This is a genomic window from Sorangium sp. So ce426, assembly GCF_051475585.1.
In the GTDB taxonomy this organism is placed as follows: Bacteria; Myxococcota_A; Polyangia; order Polyangiales; family Polyangiaceae; genus Sorangium; species Sorangium cellulosum_B.
This window is the reverse complement of the sequence record NZ_CP150341.1, coordinates 1,023,158-1,041,263: the sequence shown is the minus strand read 5'-3', so window position 1 is coordinate 1,041,263 and position 18,106 is coordinate 1,023,158. Positions and strand designations below refer to the sequence as shown.

The window sequence follows — 18,106 nt, the reverse complement described above, 5'->3', positions numbered from 1 at the left end:
AATTACCAGCAAGATCATCATCGAATCGAAACATCTCCTCGCACAGCATCCCGAGCTCCGGGGGTCGGCCGGACTGGCCAGTTGCGATTTCATGGAGACGTGACATTCACAATGTGCGTTCCAGCGTAGCGTGAAAGTGGCCGCTGCTGTCTGCTCCGGCCATTCCTTGCAATCGCCTTCGAAGGCCAACAGGTGTCATCGTGCTAAAGCTATCCTCGTTCCCGCGCGCCCTCTCGCGCGCGGGGTATTCTCTTCTCCGGCGTGACCGCGTTCGATGGACGGCGGCCATGGCGCTCGCGACCGCCTCGGGCTGCGGCGGCTCGCCGGAGCCCGGCGATCTCGGGACCGCCGAGCTCGCCGCCTCCCTCCCGAGCGGGCGCGTGGTCATCAGCCAGGTGTACGGCGGCGGGGGCAACGCTGGGGCCGTCTACACGCACGACTTCGTCGAGCTGTTCAATCGGTCGAACGAGCCGGTGTCGCTCGCGGGGTGGTCCATCCAGTACGCGAGCGCCAGCGGCACGGGCGCCCTCGGGGCCACGACGACGCAGCTCACGGAGCTGCCCGCGATCACCCTGCAGCCCGGCCAGTACTTCCTCGTGCAGGAGGCCGGCGGCTCGGGCAACGGCGCGCCGCTCCCCGCCGCCGACCTCGTCGATGCGACCCCCATCAACATGAGCGGCTCGGCCGGCAAGGTCGCCCTCGTCCGGCAGGCCACGGGCCTCGGCTGCAACGGCGGCACCGCGCCCTGCTCGGCGGCCCAGGAGGCGCTCATCGAGGATCTGGTCGGCTTCGGCGGGGCGAGCTACTTCGAGGGCGCCGCGCCGGCGCCGGCGACCGCGAACGCGACGGCGTCGCTCCGGCAGGGCGCTGGCTGCCAGGACACGGGCAGCAACGCCGACGACCTCTCGACCGGGACGCCTACCCCCCGCAACACCTCGACCGCCGCGCTCGAATGCGGCGGCGACACCGCGCCGGCGGTGACCTCGACGGCGCCCGGCGACGGCGCGACGAGCGCCGACCCGACCGCGAGCCTGAGCGTGACGTTCAGCGAGGCGGTGGCCGTCGCGGATGCCTTCGAGCTCTCCTGCGAGGGCAGCCCGCGCCCGTTCGTGGCCAGCGGCGGCCCCCTCACCTTCACGCTCACGCCGGCCGAGCCGCTCCCCCCGAGCGCCGCGTGCCTCCTCGTCGTGCGGGCGAGCGGCGTGCAGGAACAGGACCCGGGGAGCAACGACACGATCGACCCGCTGCCCGCCGACGTGTCGGTCTCGTTCACCACGGCGCAGGCGGCGCAGGCGCTCGCGATCCACGACATCCAGGGGCGCGCGCACCTCTCGCCGCGCTCGGGCGCGGTCGTGAAGACGACAGGCCTCGTGGCGACCCTGCGCAGCAACGGCTTCACCGTGGAGTCGCCGGCGCCGGACGGCGATCCGGCCACCTCCGAGGGGCTGCTCGTCTTCACCGGCGCCGCGCCCTCGGTGAGGATCGGCGACCTCGTCGAGCTCACCGGCGAGGTCACGGAGTACCGCGCCGGCTGCGCGGACCCGTGCACGCCCTCCCGCGGCAGCGCGTACCACAACCTGACGGTCACCGAGCTCGCCCGCCCGCAGATCACCGTCCTCTCGAGCGGCCATGCGCTGCCGGCCCCGGTCTCGATCGGCTTCGCCCCCGGCGCGCGCCGCCCCCCGACGCAGATCATCGAGGACGACGCCAGCGGCAGCGTCGAGGCCGCGAACGGCTTCGACCCCGAGTCCGACGGCATCGACTTCTGGGAGAGCCTCGAGGGAATGCGGGTGAGCATCAACGCCCCGGCCGTCGTGGGACCCACCCGCGAGTTCCCGAGCTCCGGGACCACGGAGATCGCGCTGGTCCCGGGCGACCGCGACGCGGCCACGGGCGACGCGGCCGGCCTGCGCAGCGCGCGCGGGGCCGTCGTCGTCAGCCCCGGCGACTTCAACCCGGAGCGGATCCTGCTCCAGGTGCCCCTGCGCGCCTCGCCGCCCGCCCTCGACGTGGGCGCCACGTTCGCCGGGCCCATCGTGGGCACGGTCGACTACAACTTCGCCAACTACAAGCTCCTGCCGGTCGACGAGGCGCTCCCGGCGGCGACCTCGACGCTCTCGCGCGAGGTCACGTCGCTCGGACCGCGGACCGCCGACGACCTCGACGTGGCCGCGTTCAACGTCGAGAACCTCGATCCGGGCGACCCGCAGGACAAGTTCGATCGCCTCGCGCGGATCCTCGTCGAGAACCTCGGCAGCCCCGACCTCGTCGCGCTCGAAGAGGTCCAGGACAACAGCGGCCCGACCAACAATGGAGTGGTGGACGCCTCGACCACGTTCGCGCGGCTCATCGCCGCGATCGCGGCCGTGCCGGGCGGGCCCAGCACCTATCAATTCCGCAGCATCGATCCGACCGACGGCACGGACGGCGGGGAGCCCGGCGGCAACATCCGCGTGGGCTTCCTGTTCCGGACCGATCGCGGGCTCGAGTTCGTCGATCGCCCGGGCGCCGGCGCCCTGACGCCGAACGAGGTGCTCGGCGGCGCGGGCGGCGTGTCGCTGCGCTACAGCCCCGGCCGCATCGACCCGGGCAATCCGGCCTTCGCCAGCAGCCGCAAGCCGCTGGCGGGCGAGTTCCGCTGGAACGGCCAGCCGCTGTTCGTGGTGGCCAACCACTGGAACTCCAAGGGCGGCGACGAGCCGCTCTATGGGCGCTTCCAGCCCCCGACCCTCTCGAGCGAGGCCCAGCGGCGGCAGCAGGCCACCGTGGTGGCCGGCTTCGTGCGGCAGATCCTCGACAGCGATCCTTCCGCCAACGTCGTTGTCCTGGGCGACCTGAACGACTTCCAGTTCTCGGCGCCGCTCGGCATCCTCAAGGACGCCGGGCTGACGACGCTCATCGAGACGCTCCCGCCGGAGGAGCGCTACACGTACGTGTACGACGGCAATGGCCAGTCGCTCGACCACGTGCTTGTCAGCGCCAACCTGGCCGGGCCGAAGCTCGTGGGCTTCGACGTCGTCCACGTCAATGCGGAGTTCGCCGACCAGGCCAGCGACCATGACCCCGGCGTCGCGCGCTTCCGCGTCGCGCCCGCGCCGGACCTGGATGGCGACGGCGTTCCCGACGCGAGCGACAACTGCCCGGCCGAGCCCAACGCCGCTCAAGGCGACTCGGACGGCGACGGCCTCGGCAACGCCTGCGACCTCGAGTGCGTCAGCGTGCGGCGCGGCGCGTTTGGCGCCGTGCAGGACTCCTTCGTCGAGGGCCCCACGACGGGCTGGGCGTACGGCGCGTATCCCTACCTCATCACCAGCGCGAGCGCGGTCCAGCCGGCGACGGCGGTCCTCGCCTACGATCTGTCGTTCATCCCGGAGGGCTCCAGCGTGATCTCGGCGACGCTATCGCTGTCTTATGCCTGGAAGCCCGAGGGCAGCGTCGTGACCGTGCACCGCGTGAACGGCGCCTGGGAGGAATCGACGCTCCATGGGGGCGGGTTCAGCGGATACGGCCCGGCGGTCGAGGCCTCCCTCGCCACGCTGGCGCAGACCGACGCGTTCGTCACCGCCGATCTGACGTCCCTCGTGCAGGGCTGGGTCGACGGCGCGCAGCCGAACCACGGTGTCGCGCTGGTCGACGCGAACAACAGGACCGACTTCCGCGCGAGCGAGTATCCCGACGTCGCGCGCAGGCCGAAGCTCGACGTCTGCTATCACGCGGGCGAGTGATCCGCCGGATCGACAGCGCCTGTCCGCCCCATCGCTCTCGGTGACACCCCTCGACCGCCGCGCCGCCCGCGGCTCCCGCGCCTGCGCAGGAAGTCGATGAACGCCGAGAGCTTGGGCGGCACGTGCGCCCGGCTCGGGTAGTAAAGGAAGTACCCCGGGAAGGGCGGGCAGAAGCCCTCGAGGACGCGCGCGAGGCGCTTGCCGCGGAGCTCGTCCCGCACCGTCGCCTCCAGGACGTAGGCGAGCCCGATGCCGTCGGCCGCGGCGCGGACCATGAGATCGGGATCGTTGCACACGAGAGGACCGCTCACCGCGATGTCGAAGTCCTTCCCGTTCTCGGTGAACTCCCACCTGTAGACGTTCTGGCTCGTGATCTGCCGGTAGTTGATGCACGCGTGCGCGTGCAGCTCCCGCGGGTGCCTCGGCTTGCCGCGCGCGGAAAGATACGCCGGCGACCCCACGACGGCCATGCGCTGGTCCTCGCTGACGCGGACCGCGATCATCTCGCTGTCGAGCGTCTCGCCGAGGCGGATGCCCGCGTCGAACCCTCGCGCGACGATGTCCGCGAGCCCGTCCTCGATCGCCACGTCGACGCGGATCTCCGGGTAGGCCGCGACGAACGCCGCGAGCACCGGCTCGATCACCTGCCGGCACGCGATCCTCGGCACGTTCAGCCGCAGCGTCCCCGCAGGCCTTTCGCGCAGCTCGTCGAGCGCCTCGAACGAGGCGCGGACCTCCGCCAGCGCGGGCCGGAGCCGCTCGAGGAAGCGGGCGCCGGCCTCGGTCAGGCCCACGCTGCGCGTCGTGCGCTGGAGGAGCCGCACGCCGAGCCGCCGCTCGAGCCCGGTGATCGTCTGGCTCACCGCCGAGGGCGTCACGCGCAGCTCCGCCGCCGCCCGGGTGAAGCTCCGCTTCTCGGCCACGACGAGGAGCACCGACAGGCCCGCGAGGTCGTCCTGGATCATGAAGTGCAGCTTAACATCGCGTGCAGATTCACCCCGTTTTTGGGCGCAGCGCCGTGACGTAGGCTCCCCGTCGAAAGCAGAGGAGAGAGACCCATGAGCACTGCAAACAGCGGATCCAGGATCTGGTTCATCACCGGCGCGTCCTCGGGCTTCGGCCGCGCGATCGCCGAGGAGGCGCTCCGGCGCGGCGACGCGGTCGTGGCGGCGGCGCGCGGCGAGGGCGCGCTCGCGGGCCTCGCGGCGGAGGCGCCGGCGCGCGTCGAGGTCGTGAGGCTGGACGTCACGAAGCCGGACGACATCCGCCGCGGCGTCGCGGCGGCGCTCGCGCGCTTCGGCCGGATCGACGTGCTCGTGAACAACGCCGGCTACAGCCTTGTCGGCGCGGTCGAGGAGACCGGCGACGAGGAGCTCCGCGCCGCGATGGAGGCGATGTTCTTCGGCGCCGTGGCGCTCACCCGCGAGGTGCTGCCGCACATGCGCGGCCGCAAGAGCGGCGCGATCGTCCAGATCACGAGCATGGGCGGCCTCACGACGGGGCCCGGCTTCGGCGCCTACTGCGCCGCGAAGCACGCGCTCGAGGGGCTCTCGGAGTGCATGGCCGCCGAGCTCGCGCCGCTCGGCGTCCGCGTCCTCATCGTCGAGCCGGGCGCGTTCCGCACGCGCCTCTTCGGGGGCGCCTTCCGGTCGATGCCAGCGCTCGACGCCTACGCGCCCACCGTCGGCGCGACGCGCGCGTACGCGGCCGGGTCCGACGGATCGCAGCCGGGCGATCCAGCGAAGGCGGCTCGCGCGATCGTCGATGCGGTCGGGCTCGACCCGATGCCGCTCCGCCTGCCGCTCGGCGCCGACGCGGTGAGCGGCATCCGCGCGAAGCTCGCCAGCGTCGCGGCCGACGTCGACCGCACCGAGGCGATCGCGCTCGACACAACGGTGGACGCCGCGGCGGGCGGCGCGGAAACTTCCTAACCACCGCAATCCTCTCCGGCTCTCGGCGCTCGGTTGTTCGCGCAATGGCAAGGAGGCCAGCGCGTCACTTCGCGCCGGCGCGCCGCAGCACCTCGGCGCGCTCGGCGTCGGTCGGCTCGCGCTGGCAGTCCTTCCCGGCGCTCTGCAGGACATCGAGCTGGCGGACGAGATCCTGGGGATCCACGCTCAAGCATCCTTCCTCGAACTCGGAGCACTCGGCGACCGAGAGCGCGGTCCCCGCGACATAGCGGCAATCGGGATCCCCGGGGGGGTACCTCAGGAAGGAGGAGGCGTTCGTGAGGAGACACGCCGCGTCCGACGGCGTATTCGCCTTCTTGCAGCGCGCGGCGGCGATGCGCGCCATCCGGTCCAGCTCGGCCGCCGGATACATGGGGACCCGGGGGCGGGCGGGCTCGGCGCTCGCGGCGCCGGCGGTCCGCGGGCCCGCGGCGGGCTGCGGCGCTCCGGAGCACGCGCTCGCGAGGAGCGCGCACGCGCCGGCGAGGACGAGCAAGGACCCCCCAGGCCTCATGGAGCGACAAGTACCATACCCGCTTCATCGCCCGCAACGCAGCGAGGTTCCTCCAGCGCTCGCCGTCCCGCGGCCACCCGGGGGACCATGACGGCGCGCCAGCCGGCGCGCGCGCGTGGATCGAGACGTCAGCAGACGGGGGCGGCGCGACGAGGTAGAACCAGGCGGAGTGAACAGGGAGAGAACCGTGGCCGCCGCGAAGTCCACCCGGAACGATGTACAGGGCGCCCTGGAGCTCGCGGTGTTCGCCGGGGGCCGCGTGACCCGGCACCCGCTGCCCGCCGAGGGCCGGGTGTCGCTCGGCCGGTCGCCGGAGAACGACGTCCCGATCGACGACAGCTCCGTCTCGCGCCGGCACGCGATCATCCACCTCGGCCCGCCCATCGCGATCGAGGACCTCGGGAGCGCGAACGGGACCCGCCTCCGCCGCGAGCGCAGCGCCGGGCCGACGACCAAGCTCCTGGAGCTCCAGCCAGAGCAGGGCAAGACGATGGAGCTCTCGGTCGGGGACGCGGTGAACCTCGGCTCGACGCTGATCGTGATCTTGCCGCGCGAGGGCGCCGCGAGCGCGGCGCCGGGCCAGGGGCAGGGCCAGCCCATCGTGCTCGACCCGGCCATGGAGCGGCTCTACGCGCTGGCCGAGCGCGTGGCCGGCGCGCCGATCACCGTGCTCTTGCTCGGCGAGACGGGCGCCGGCAAGGAGGTGCTGGCCGAGCACATCCACCGGCGCTCGCCGCGCGCGCAGGGGCCGTTCGTGCGGCTCAACTGCGCGGCGCTCTCGGAGACGCTCCTCGAGAGCGAGCTGTTCGGCCACGAGCGGGGCGCGTTCACGAGCGCGGTCCAGGCGAAGTCGGGCCTCCTGGAGACGGCCGAGAAGGGCACGGTGCTGCTCGACGAGGTGGGCGAGCTGCCGGCCAGCATCCAGGTGAAGCTCCTGCGCGTGCTCGAGGAGCGGAAGGTGATGCGCGTCGGGGGGCTGAGCCCGCGGCCCATCGACGTGCGCTTCATCTCGGCGACGAACCGCGATCTGGCCGCCGAGGTGAAGCGGGGCGCTTTCCGGGAGGATCTGTTCTTCCGGCTGAACGGCATCGCGCTGACGATCCCGCCGCTCCGGGCGCGGATCGCCGAGATCGCGCCGCTCGCTCGCCTGCTCGCCGATCGGACCGCGAGCGCGCTCGGGCGCCCGGCGCCGGCGTTCGCCCCCGAGACGCTCGCCGCGCTGGAGGCGCACCGCTGGCCTGGCAACATCCGCGAGCTGCGCAACGTCATCGAGCGCGCGGTCGTGCTCTCCGGCGGGGACACGCTGCTCCCGGAGCACCTCCTGCTCGACGCCGCCGCCGCGCTGCCGCCCTCCGAGCCGCGCCCCGCGGCGGCGCCCGTCGAGCCGCGCCCCGCGGCGGTGCCTGCCGAGGCCGCCACGCCACCCCCGGCCGAGGGCGCGGCCGGCCTTCGGAGCGAGCTCGACGCGATCGAGCGGCGGCGGATCGTCGACGCGCTGGAGCAGTGCGCGGGGAACCAGACGCAGGCCGCGGTGCTCCTCGGCATGCCCCGCCGCACCTTCGTGGCCCGGCTGAGCGCCTACGGCATCCCGCGGCCGCGCAAGGGCAAGGGCACGCGCTGACGCGCCCCGACGGCGCAGGGCCTCACTTCGCGCCGAGGAGCTTCAGCAGCTCTGCCCGCTCGGAGTCGGTGGGCTCGCGATTGCAGTCCTTGCCAGCGTCCTGCAGGGCTGCGATCTGGTGGTCGAGGTCCTTGGCATCCACGCTCTGGCAGCCTTCCTCGAAATCGGAGCACTCGGCGACGGACAGCGCGGTACCCGACACGTAACGGCAATCCGGATCCTCGGGCCGGTATTTGAGGAATGGTGTGGCCTCGGTGAGGAGGCACGTCGAGTCCGAGGGCGCATTTGCCTTCTTGCAGCGCGCGGACGCGACGCGAGCCACCCTCCGCAGCTCCTCCAGCGGATAGCGGCGGCTCCGGGGACCGGCAGGGCCCGCGGCGGCGGTGTCGTCGGCCGGGGCCGCCGGCTGAGCGACGGCCGCCCCCGGGGCACCGGCCCCCAGGCTCTCCGGCGTCGAGGGCGCGGGCGGCGAAGAGGAGGCGCACCCACAGGCGAGAAACGCAGCAACTGTGATGAGATGAATTCCCCCAACCTTCATAGGCGACACATATCACACCTTACCTCGCCCCTTCAATGCAGAGCTACCGCCGAGCGCCGATCTCGAAATTCAAACAACAATAAACATTTACAGCACGAACGCCCCCCCCTCGGACGACGAGGTGAGGCCCGCGCTCGGGACGGCTGTCGAGGACGCGCCGCGCTCGCGCAAGCGCCGCTCGCGCAGGTCTTGCTCAAGTCGGGCGAGGGTGACCCGACCTGCCGTGCCGGGGCGCGATAGCTCCTCGGATCCCGCCCGAATCCTCGTCTCCTCGCGGTGGCACGACGCCTGCTGAAAGGCCAATCGCCGCGCGCGGCGCCGCCATCTCGGCAGGAGAGCGCGCAGGCACACCTCGAAGGGAGCTCTATCATGATGCGTGCGCTGTTCGCTTCGTTGTCCTTCTCGTTGCTCGCTGGTTGCGCCATGACGCCCGCTGGAGAGTCGGCCGCAGAGGATCTCGCCCCGCCGGACGCGGTCGAGCAGTCGGCGGCCAGCGACGCTGTCGCCTTCTCCGGTTAATATTCCGAGGTTCCACACACGAGACGAGGAGTTCATCAAGCCATGAGCACTGTATCGAGCACGGGCGAGCTGGGTATCACGCGGGGAGACCTCTTGCCCAAGGGGACGGATGAGCCGAACAAACACCAGATCCCCATCGACTCGAAGCTCCGCTTCATCGAGACGAGCACCGGGACCGCGCTCCTGCACGTGGCCGTGACGGGCGTGACGCCCCCCGGCGGATTCACGGCGAAGACCGAGTACTGGTCGAGGCTCGCCGCCTTCAAGTCGAGGGCGATCACCCTCGTCTCGTTCGGGTTCACGAACCGCCCGGGAGCGCCGGATTACCCCAAGGAGTTCCGGGACTGGCTCGCCGGGGGCAGCGTCCTCTCGACGGACCAGGAGGTGTCGGGGCAGCAGTGGACTCAGGGCATCTACCAGCCGACCTCCGCGGCCAGCGCGCTCTACTGGGCCGTCGATCCGGACGGGCCGATCGGGCGCCGGATCGGCCTCCTCGTGGAGCTCGGCAGCTCCGGCGAGCTGCGCAACACGATCTGGTACAAGATGGATCGGCCCCAGAACGGCCTCATCTTCCAGAACACCCCGAGCAAGGTGAACTTCACGCAGGTGTTCGTGGGGGATACGCCGTCGATCGATCCGCGCCACATCGACCCTCAGAGCGCCTGGTACCACTACCATGGCGTGATGAGGCCCGCGTGAGCGGCCAGCGCGCTTGACGCCTCGCCCGGGGGCGCCGCCCCAGGCGCGCCCGGGCAGGCCTCCAGCGCCGGGCGGCCGAGCGCTGCGCCGCTCACCCCGGCGCCGGGCGCGCCAGCCGGAACCCGATCCCCCCGAAGCGATCCCCGGGCTTGCCCGCGAAGCGCCCCGCCGCCCGGCAGAGGTTCGGCGACGTCGACCACGCGCCGCCCCGCGCCGCGCGGAAATCCGCGTCGCCGTCGTCCGCCGGATCGAGCAGCACGACCCCCGCTTCGGTCCGGGCCCCCTCGCGCTTCCACGCGTTGATGCACCAGTCGCGCACGTTGCCCGCCGCGCCGCGCAGGCCATAAGGGCTCTCGTCCTGCGGGAAGTCGTCGACGGGCCGCCGGCCGGCGACGCCCTCGTGGCTGCCCAGCATGCAACCCCAGGTCGGCTCCAGGAAATCACCCCAGGGCATGCACCGGCCGTCGACGCCCCGCGCCGCCTTCTCCCATTCGAGCTCGTTCAAGAGGCGCCACGGCGCGCCCGTCCCGGCGGCGTACCACGCCGCATAACGCATCGCCGCTCGCCAGTGGACGAACGCGACGGGCATCCTCGGCTCCTCCTGGACGTCGGTCTGGATGCACCCGAGCCGGAAGCGGCCGTCGTCTGCCCGCTCGAACCGGAGCGAGTCCGGGCTCGATCCCGAGGCGGCGCGGCCGAGCGAGAGGCGCGGGCAGCACTCGAGGGCCTCGGCTTCCCGCCCGCTCGCGACGAGCGCGTTGAGGAAGGCGAGGTACTCGGCGTTGGTGACCGGGTGCCTCCGGACGATGAAGCCGTCGCACCAGAGCCGCGTCCGCGGGAGGCTGTCCCCCGCGTCCGGATCGCCGCCGGCGAGGAACCAGCCGGCCGGCACGTAGAGGTCGTCCTCGCCGAGCTCGCCGAGGCGAAGGAGGCGCACCGGGTGGGCCCCTTCCCCGCCTGGCCGGACGCCGTCCCAGCGCCGCCCGCGCTCGATGAGCACGGGATAACACGCGTCGTGGTACCCCGGCGCGCGCAGCGTGAGGAGGTAGCTGCCGCGCGGGAGCGCCACCTCGAGCAGGGGCGTCGGGCCGAGCTCGCGCGCGAGCTCGGGCACGAGCCTCCGGTCGCGCTCGACGTAGCGGTGGAGGGAGACCCGCGCCCCCGCGGGCACGGTCGCCAGGGTGAGCGCCCCGTCGCCGGCGAGCAGCACCGCGTGGCGCCCGCGGTCGTGCTGCCGGAGGAGCGCCTCGGCGCGCGCCGCCCCCCGCGGATCCCGCGCCTCCTCGGCCTGGGCGAGCTCCTCGGCGTAGTGATCGGCCAGCGCCTCGTGCGCCTCGCGGAGATCCGGCGCCTCGTTCAGCGCCGAGCGGAGGACCTGCATCCACTCGACCTGGCCGAGCGACGCCTCCCGCTCCAGGCGCTCCGCCTCGTCCTCGAGCCGCCACCCGCGCGCCTTCTGCTCGGCCGGATCGAACGAGCTCAGGCCGTCGAGGATCGCCCGCGCCTCGTCGCGCAGCGCCCGGGCGCGCGCCCGCGTCGCCTCGATCTCCGGCTGGATCGCGCGGGCATGGTCCACGATCGCGAGCGCGCGCTCGCGCCGCCGCGCGCCGTCGAGCCAGCTCCTGACGTCGGCCGCGAGCGCGGCCGCGTCCGGGTGGCGAGCCTCCGGGGCGAGCGCCATCGCGCGGGCGCAGATCGCCGCGAGCTCCGCGGGCACCTCGTGGGGGGCGCTCGCCTCGACCGGCCTGAGCCCGCCGGTGAGGAGCGCGCCCCAGACCGCCGCGGGCTGGCCGCCGTAAGGGTGGCGCCCGGCGAGGATCTCGTAGAGCACGACGCCGAGCGCGTAGACGTCGCTCGCCGCGCCGAGGCGATCGCCCTCGCCTCGCGCCTGCTCCGGGGCCATGTAGAGCAGCGTGCCCAGCACCTCGCCGGGCTGCGTGAGCGGGGCCGCCTCGATCACGTCCGCCGCGCCCGCGGCCCCGGGCGACCCGCGCAGCGGCGCGGCGGGCCGCGCGAGGCCCCAGTCCATCACCAGGACCTCGCCGAACTCGCCGATCATCACGTTGGCGGGCTTGAGGTCGCGGTGCATCACGCCGCGGCTGTGCGCGTACGCCACGGCCTCGCAGACGCGGAGGAACGTGTCGACCGCCCGCCGCAGCGCGACGGGCGAGAGGCTCCCGCCGCCGGCCGCGTACGCCTCGGCGATCACCTCGCCGAGCGTGCGCCCGCGGACCTCCTTCATCGTGAACCACAGCCGCCCGTCGGCGAGCTCGCCGCACTCGTGCACGGGAACGATCCCGGGGTGCTGGAGCGCCGCGGTCAGGCGCGCCTCGGCGAGGAAGCGGGCGCGATCGGGCGTCGCGTCGCGCGCCTCGGACGACTGGATCTTCATCGCGAGCACGCGCCCCAGGATGCGATCGCGCACGCGGCGCACCTCGCCCATGCCCCCGCGCCCGATGCAGCCGAGATCCTCGTAGCGCTCCTCCGCGGACAGGCGCTCGGGGGCCGTGACGGAGATGGGCGGCTGCTCGGGGGCCGTGGCGCCCGGGGTCTCGCGCAGCCTGAACGTGACGTCCGACGCCGCGCCGGCCGGCGGCGCGCTTCCAGGCTCGGTCGAGGCGGGCGCGCCGCATGCGGGCTGCGTCAGCGCCATCTGATCGCGGTCGCTGAGGCTCATGCGTCGTCCACTCCGCGGATCGCGCCGGGGCGCTGCTCCCCACGGCCGAGGTCCGCGCCGACTCTATCGTCCGGGCGCGCCGGGCTCAACCCGACAGGTGTTGAAAGACCCGATTTTCGCCCCCGTTGAGCCTATCCTCTCGCAAGCGATCGCTCTTCGCAAGACTGGTTCTTCGCGAACGTGGATCCACCTTGTCCGCCCCGCCGCGCCGACCCGGACCCTGGCGCGGCGGCACCCAGGAGGACTCCATGAGCGACGTCACCATCCTCTTCGGAAGACCCCATGTCCCTCAGTTCGCCGAGGATCGCTTCGAGATCGACGTGCTGGCCGCCGAGGAGCTCGGCATCGAGTCCTACGCGATCCCGCTCGATCCCGTCGTGAACGGCGAGCCGGAGCGCGCGTTGCGCCGGCTGCCGAGGCCCCGGCGCCGGACGTGGCTCTACCGGGGATGGATGTTGAGCGAAGAAGAATACACGGGCCTGTACGAGGCCATGCAGGACCGCGGCGAGGAGCTCGTCGTCGATCCGGAGAGCTTCGCCGAGGCGATGTACATGCCCAGTTACGTCCCGCTGCTCGGCGACAAGACGGCGCCCACGCGGTGGACCGAGGGCGAAGACATCCGGGAAGCGTGGGAGGCGGCCCTCGAGCTCGGGCCGCCGCCGTGGGTGGTGAAGGACCACGTGAAATCGGTCAAGGAGCTCTGGCATCGTGCGTGTTTCGTGCCCGAGGGCGCCACGTACGACGATTTCGCCGAGGTGTGCGAGAAGATCCTGGAGCTCCGCGGGGACCGCTTCGAGCGGGGGTTCGTCGTGAGAAAGTACCTCGACCTCGCGACGCTGCCCGGCTGGGCGCCCGGCCAGCGCCGCGTGACCGACGAGCACCGCCTCGTGTTCTGGGAGGGGCGGCTGGCGGCGCATGCGCCGTATTACGACGTCGACTCGACGCTCGAGCATCCGGGGCAGTTCGCCTATCTCGGGCAGGTCATCGGCTCCCCGTTCTTCACGGCGGACGTGGCCCGGCTCGAGCGCGGCGGGTACACGGTGATCGAGATCAACGACGGCGGCTGTTCGGTCTTCCCCGAGCAGATGGATCCGCGCGACTTCTACGGGGCGGTGCTGGGTTGAGGCGCCGGGGGACATGCGCGCGTCGATAGGTCAGCTCGATGAGGATCGTCCCCGCGCGATCCGGAGGAGGGAGAGGAAGAAGAACGTGAGAAAGCCAAACAGCGCGCGCGTCTTGTCGCTCAGAGCCGCTGCCCCCGAGACGCGGAACGACAGGAGGAGGTGCGCCACGTCGATCGGCCGGAGCCGCGTCACCCCCTCGCCCACGACGCTCAAATGCTCGTCATCCCCCTCCTGGATCCGGAAGGGGAGCGCGGCGCCCCTCCTCCACAGCCGCCACAAGGCGAAGGCGCCGAGCGGCCGGAACACCCGGGCGCCGCGCAGCGTGAACCGCCGGCCGTCGCCGCCGTCGAAGGGGAGCACGTAGCGTATCTCCCGCGCTGGGCCGGTCCCTGTGGCGACGAACAGATTCCAGACGCCTTCCCTGATCGGAGTCTCTCCCGTGGTCAGCCCCCCCACGAACAGCGTCCCCGTCACGAGCCCGGGATGCGCCGGATCGGCGATGAACCTGGCCAGATAGGAGATCGTGATGCGCAGGTGAAGGCGCACCGGGCGAGGCGCCGCGCGCCGGGCGTCCGCCGCCGACGGGGTGCTCTCCCAGGAGCCGGAGAGGCGCTCTCGGAACGTCAGACCAAGCCCCGGATGCCGCGGCGGCGCCGTCCCTCCGGCGGGTAGCGCGATGGCGGTCAGCGGATCCGCGTAGGGCGCGGCGTGCGCCCGCTCCGGCGGCGTCCAGCCCGGCTGCCCCGTGATCCGACGGATGATCCGCTCGATGTTCTGCTCGGCCACCGCGGCGATGGTGTGCGAGGGGTTCACGCCGGTCGCCGCCGGCAGGATCGCGCCGTCGAGAACGAAGAGGTTTGGATAGTTGAACACCTCACCAAGCCCGCTGGTGACGCCCTCCTCCTCGCTGTCGCCCATCCGGCACCCGCCGAGGCTGTGGACCGTGATCGGCAGGTGCGCGAACCGCCAGAAAGGCGAGACCGCATAAGCGCCCCCGAGCTGCGCCACGATGTCCTGGGCGAGCCGCTCTTCAACGCTGTAGAGCAGGAGATTCGACGGGACATCCCACCGGATCGACAGCTTTCTGCCCCGCACGAGCTCCAGCCGCCCGTTGGCGATGTCTCTCCCCATGACCAGGAATACCGCGGTGTTCCGCATCTCCTCCGGCGTGACCGCGGGCGGCTCCCGCTCCGAGGCCGCCCGCATGGTCTCGTCGAGCGCGGCGCCGGTCGGCGGCGCCGCCGCGGGCGAGAGGGGCCTGTCCAGCGCCGGCGCCGGCCAGGAGCGCCAGTCGATGTGCGGCCTCGCGAGCTTGATGATCGGCCAGAGCTGCCTCGGGAAGCCACCGTCTTCCACCAGGAACCACGCCTGGTCACGGCCGGGGCTGCCCGCGTAGACGACGCCCGCGGTGATGGGCGGCCCCCTCTCCGGCTCGAATGGTTCGGCGACATCGAAGCCGAGGGCGAGCAGATCCCCGTTGCCCGAGTACCCCGCGCCGAGCTGCGCGCTGAGCCGCGGCAGCGCGCCCGCCTCCTTGCAACGCAGGAGCAGCTCGGTCGAGCCGAGCGAGCCCGCGCAGACGAAGACGTGCTCGGCCTCCTCGAACAGCTCCTGTCCGCCGCGCCCGCGGTCACGGTATGCGACGCGGTACCGTGGCCCCCCCGCGCCGGAGAGCGGCTCTATCAGCGTGACCTCGCACTCCGTGCGCATCGTCGCGCCGGCGCGCTCCGCGACCGCGAGATAGTTCATGTCCAGGGTGTTCTTCGCCCGATGGACGCAGCCGATGGTGCACTCGCCGCAGTCGACGCACCCACCCTGCAACACCCCGAACTTGTTCGGGCGGAGCCCCGGCTCCTCGGAGAAGTTGATCGCCAGCGGCGGATAGAAGAGCTGCTCCTTGCGGCGCAGCCTGGCCAGCGCCTCGGACATCTGCCGCGTCTTCGGGGGCAGCCCCCCCGGCGAGCTGGTGATCGGCTGGATGTCCAGCATATAGGCGACCAGATCGTAATAAGCGTCGAGCGCCTCGCGGCTGTAGCCCTTGGGCCACCCGCGCGCGAAGACCTCCGCCGGCGCGCGCAGGTGCACGTTCGCATAGATCAGGGAGCCGCCACCGTAGCCCGCCGATTGCACGACGCGCATTTGATCGACAGGCCGGACGTCGTACAGCCCTCCCGTCTTGCTCCAGAGCAACTGGTCGAGTCGGCCTCTTGGAAACTCGGGGACTTCCTGGTCGTACCGGCGACCACGCTCGAGCACGGTCACCGCAAATCCGGCCTGCGCGAGACGACAGGCAGAGACGGCTCCACCAAACCCCGTCCCGATCACGATCGCTCGATGTCGTCCCATGGCTCCCCCCTGGTTCGATGCTGTCCCATGGCTCCCCCCTGACAGACGCGCTGTCGACCCATAGCCGCGGCCCCAATAGACGGGCCGCGATCGCCGGCACCGTCCAGAATCGAGCCTAGTGACCGCGGCGCCTCCCCGCCATCGGGGGTGGAGAACGGAGCCAAGCAACACGATGGAAAAATAACAACGATCTCCGGTTCTCCACAGGAGCCCATCTGGATCTCTGGACCGACAAACGTGCTGAATCCGCCCCGCAGGCTGTGCAGCGAGGGCGGCGCCTCGTGGAGAGCATCAACAGGAGTTGATGTCGTTTGACCAATCGAGCCGCGACGGCGCTCGCGGACGGGGCCGCCGTTGCCACGGTCGGTGGAGGCCTGGTGCCCCTGGAGAGCAGCAATCCCCTTTGTGAGCGTGCTCCGCGTCGTATCTCTCGATGGGCGCCGGCGGGGCGCCGGCGGACTAACCGCGCAGCGCGGCCGTCGCCTGGGGCCGAAGCGCGGGGCGCGGGCGCTTGGCCATCTCGGCCTTTCTCGGCACGGACGGCCTCGCGTCGGCTCGCCAGGGCTGGAACCGCTCGTCCTTCCACATGACGAGGCCGCCCGACAGGGGCGCCTCGGGGCCCGCATCGTCCTCGGACCGCAGCCAGACGAGCGGGCGCGCCTCGAAGACGGGCCGCGTGCACGCGATGTCCTCGAACGCCGCGGACCAGGAGCCGGTGTTCCCGAAGAACACCCCGCCTTCCCAGCTCCCCTCCGGGTTGTGGGTGTGCCCGAAGATCACGGCCTTGGCGCCGTGCGCCCTGGCCACAGACCGCGCCGCCCGGTTCACGCCCTGCCAGACCGCGTCGAGCGTGGGCTTCGGCACGGCGCACTCGTACGCGACGAGGAGCGTCGGCGCGAGCAACGCCGCCGCCGCGAGCCCCCCCGGCATCCAGCACAGGCACGCGAGCGCCGCGAGGATCCCGACCGCCGCGAGCCCGAGGCGATCCAGCCAGAGCTCGCGCGCCACGCGGCCGAGGCAGTCCTCGGCCGGCCGCGCGAACAGCCGCGCGTGCTTGACCACCGCCGGGAAAGGCGCGCCCGTCTCGCGGGCGGCCGCGGCGAGGTCCGCGCGCCGGAGCGCCCGGCGGCTCGGGTCGCGCCGGCGCACGAGCTCGATCATCGTGCGCAGCGCGCCCACGCCGAAGGCGAGCACGAGGGAGCGGCCAGAGAACAGGTAGTACCGCGTCCAGTGAGAGAGGTAGCCGAAGCCGGAGAGCATGAACGACGAGTCGACGTGCGGGTTGAAGTACCCCATGCGCGACACGAGCAGGCGGCTCACGAGCGAGCCCATCGTCGGCTGGATCTCCCCCGGGTTCCGGCCGAAAGGCGCCATCGGGTAGCGATAACAGCAGTACGAGTCGTACTGATTGCCATGCTCGACGATGACGCCGTCGTGGGTGCGGTGGAACCAGGCGCGGAAGGCCACCCGCGCCGCGAGCGCCGCGCGGAGCTCCTCGGTCGATCCCGCCGGAAGGCCGCCGTCCCGGGTGGCGAGCTCGTGCATGGCCGCGTCCACGACGCTCCGCTGCACCGCCTCGCGCACCTCGGGCAGCGTGAGCTGGATGTCGTGGTTGCCCGCCACGAAGACCGCGGTATGCCCGTCCGCGACGATCCGGCCGACGGCCGCGACGAACACCGGGTGATCGCGCAGGATGGCCTCCATCGCCGGCACGGCGTGCTCGGCGGTGCGCGGCAGGTCGTGGACCACGCTCTCGTTGCCGATCACCCGGGGCGCATCCAGGTCGAAGATGTCGCCGTTCAGGACCAGCGTGAGCTCGTCGCGCTCCGCGCCGAGCCCCCCGGAGCCGCCCGCCCCCTTCCGGACCTCTCCCCGGAGCGCGTCGAGCATCGCCGCGATCTCCCCGTCCGGGGAGTACGGCGCCTGCCGATAGCGCATCCAGAGACCGTCGGTCGGCTCGAGCTCACATAGATGGATGTCCGAGATAGCCACCGTGTGATGCATTGACGGGAAAACTGACATGATCACGTCTCCACGCCAGCCACAGGACCGTCAAGACTTGGTGTCACCGGGCGTGGAGAGCGCCCTGCTGCAGTGCGCCCGGAGCGTGATCCAACGCGCACTCACGCTCAGCACACCTGCTCGCCACGGTGCATTCCCGTGAATGTCGCGCGCCCGCCACGAGCGGACTCGGAACGATCGAGCACGAGGCGCATTGAGATCTCGGCTCCTGGATTCTCATCAAGAGAGCAACTGACCGCGCAGACCCCTCTGGTTGGGGCTCAGTCGCGCCGGAACACATGATGTTGTGGTCCCCCCTGACGCGGCGAAGCCCTGGCGAGCTCGGCGAGCGGCCTCATCTTTCCTGGGCGGTCGCCGGCGCGATGCTCCGCC

General features: G+C 72.2%; 11 protein-coding genes. 5 read left to right on the top strand and 6 right to left on the bottom strand.

Going from position 1 to position 18,106, the window contains the following annotated elements:
* Nucleotides 1–287 precede the first annotated feature (287 nt).
* A complete protein-coding gene (locus WMF44_RS03880) occupies nt 288–3,725 on the top strand; it encodes a DNRLRE domain-containing protein (protein ID WP_437297769.1) in 3,438 nt (1,145 codons plus the stop codon).
* Here WMF44_RS03880 and WMF44_RS03875 read toward each other — a convergent pair.
* Nucleotides 3,710–4,690: a LysR family transcriptional regulator gene (locus tag WMF44_RS03875; protein WP_437297768.1), complete on the bottom strand. Its 981-nt coding sequence runs from the start codon at nt 4,688–4,690 to the stop codon at nt 3,710–3,712. The two genes, WMF44_RS03880 and WMF44_RS03875, sit on opposite strands and share 16 nt — an antisense overlap.
* Before the next feature lie 93 nt (nt 4,691–4,783).
* Here WMF44_RS03875 and WMF44_RS03870 point away from each other — a divergent pair, with 93 nt between their 5' ends.
* Nucleotides 4,784–5,656 (top strand): SDR family NAD(P)-dependent oxidoreductase, encoded by an 873-nt coding sequence (locus WMF44_RS03870; protein ID WP_437297767.1) that lies wholly within the window; start codon nt 4,784–4,786, stop codon nt 5,654–5,656.
* Nucleotides 5,657–5,720: 64 nt separating this feature from the next.
* On the opposite strand, the gene WMF44_RS03865 is transcribed toward WMF44_RS03870, so the two are convergent.
* On the bottom strand, nt 5,721–6,188 hold the full coding sequence (locus WMF44_RS03865) for a hypothetical protein (protein ID WP_437297766.1): 468 nt from the start codon (nt 6,186–6,188) through the stop codon (nt 5,721–5,723).
* Between the two features lie 187 nt (nt 6,189–6,375).
* On the opposite strand from WMF44_RS03865, the gene WMF44_RS03860 reads away from it, so the two are divergent.
* The gene (locus WMF44_RS03860) at nt 6,376–7,809 is read left to right on the top strand and encodes a sigma 54-interacting transcriptional regulator (RefSeq protein ID WP_437297765.1); all 1,434 of its coding nucleotides are present in this window, start codon (nt 6,376–6,378) and stop codon (nt 7,807–7,809) included.
* Between the two features lie 22 nt (nt 7,810–7,831).
* Here WMF44_RS03860 and WMF44_RS03855 read toward each other — a convergent pair whose 3' ends face one another.
* Complete coding sequence (locus tag WMF44_RS03855; protein ID WP_437297764.1) at nt 7,832–8,131, bottom strand: hypothetical protein; 300 nt, start codon at nt 8,129–8,131, stop codon at nt 7,832–7,834.
* Nucleotides 8,132–8,908: 777 nt separating this feature from the next.
* On the opposite strand from WMF44_RS03855, the gene WMF44_RS03850 reads away from it, so the two are divergent.
* Nucleotides 8,909–9,565, top strand: coding sequence for a hypothetical protein (locus WMF44_RS03850; protein ID WP_437297763.1), 657 nt, complete (start codon nt 8,909–8,911; stop codon nt 9,563–9,565).
* A 91-nt stretch (nt 9,566–9,656) separates the two neighbouring features.
* Here WMF44_RS03850 and WMF44_RS03845 read toward each other — a convergent pair whose 3' ends face one another.
* Nucleotides 9,657–12,242, bottom strand: a complete 2,586-nt coding sequence (locus WMF44_RS03845) for an SUMF1/EgtB/PvdO family nonheme iron enzyme (RefSeq protein WP_437297762.1) — start codon at nt 12,240–12,242, stop codon at nt 9,657–9,659.
* Nucleotides 12,243–12,490: 248 nt separating this feature from the next.
* Between WMF44_RS03845 and WMF44_RS03840 the strand changes: the two genes are divergently transcribed.
* A complete protein-coding gene (locus WMF44_RS03840; RefSeq protein ID WP_437297761.1) occupies nt 12,491–13,366 on the top strand; it encodes an ATP-grasp domain-containing protein in 876 nt (291 codons plus the stop codon).
* Nucleotides 13,367–13,396: 30 nt separating this feature from the next.
* Here the strand turns inward: WMF44_RS03840 and WMF44_RS03835 are convergent, their stop codons facing one another.
* Together WMF44_RS03835 and WMF44_RS03830 are read right to left on the bottom strand one after the other, a co-directional pair.
* Complete coding sequence (locus WMF44_RS03835; protein WP_437297760.1) at nt 13,397–15,712, bottom strand: FAD-dependent oxidoreductase; 2,316 nt, start codon at nt 15,710–15,712, stop codon at nt 13,397–13,399.
* 459 nt (nt 15,713–16,171) lie between these two features.
* Complete coding sequence (locus WMF44_RS03830) at nt 16,172–17,704, bottom strand: hypothetical protein (RefSeq protein WP_437297759.1); 1,533 nt, start codon at nt 17,702–17,704, stop codon at nt 16,172–16,174.
* Nucleotides 17,705–18,106: the final 402 nt, after the last annotated feature.

Coding starts and splice junctions, on each gene's coding strand:
- WMF44_RS03880 (WP_437297769.1), top strand. CDS start 288: ATGGCGCTCGCGACCGCCTCGGGCTGCGGCGGCTCGCCGGAGCCCGGC.
- WMF44_RS03875 (WP_437297768.1), bottom strand. CDS start 4,690: ATGATCCAGGACGACCTCGCGGGCCTGTCGGTGCTCCTCGTCGTGGCC.
- WMF44_RS03870 (WP_437297767.1), top strand. CDS start 4,784: ATGAGCACTGCAAACAGCGGATCCAGGATCTGGTTCATCACCGGCGCG.
- WMF44_RS03865 (WP_437297766.1), bottom strand. CDS start 6,188: ATGAGGCCTGGGGGGTCCTTGCTCGTCCTCGCCGGCGCGTGCGCGCTC.
- WMF44_RS03850 (WP_437297763.1), top strand. CDS start 8,909: ATGAGCACTGTATCGAGCACGGGCGAGCTGGGTATCACGCGGGGAGAC.
- WMF44_RS03845 (WP_437297762.1), bottom strand. CDS start 12,242: ATGAGCCTCAGCGACCGCGATCAGATGGCGCTGACGCAGCCCGCATGC.
- WMF44_RS03840 (WP_437297761.1), top strand. CDS start 12,491: ATGAGCGACGTCACCATCCTCTTCGGAAGACCCCATGTCCCTCAGTTC.
- WMF44_RS03835 (WP_437297760.1), bottom strand. CDS start 15,712: ATGGGACGACATCGAGCGATCGTGATCGGGACGGGGTTTGGTGGAGCC.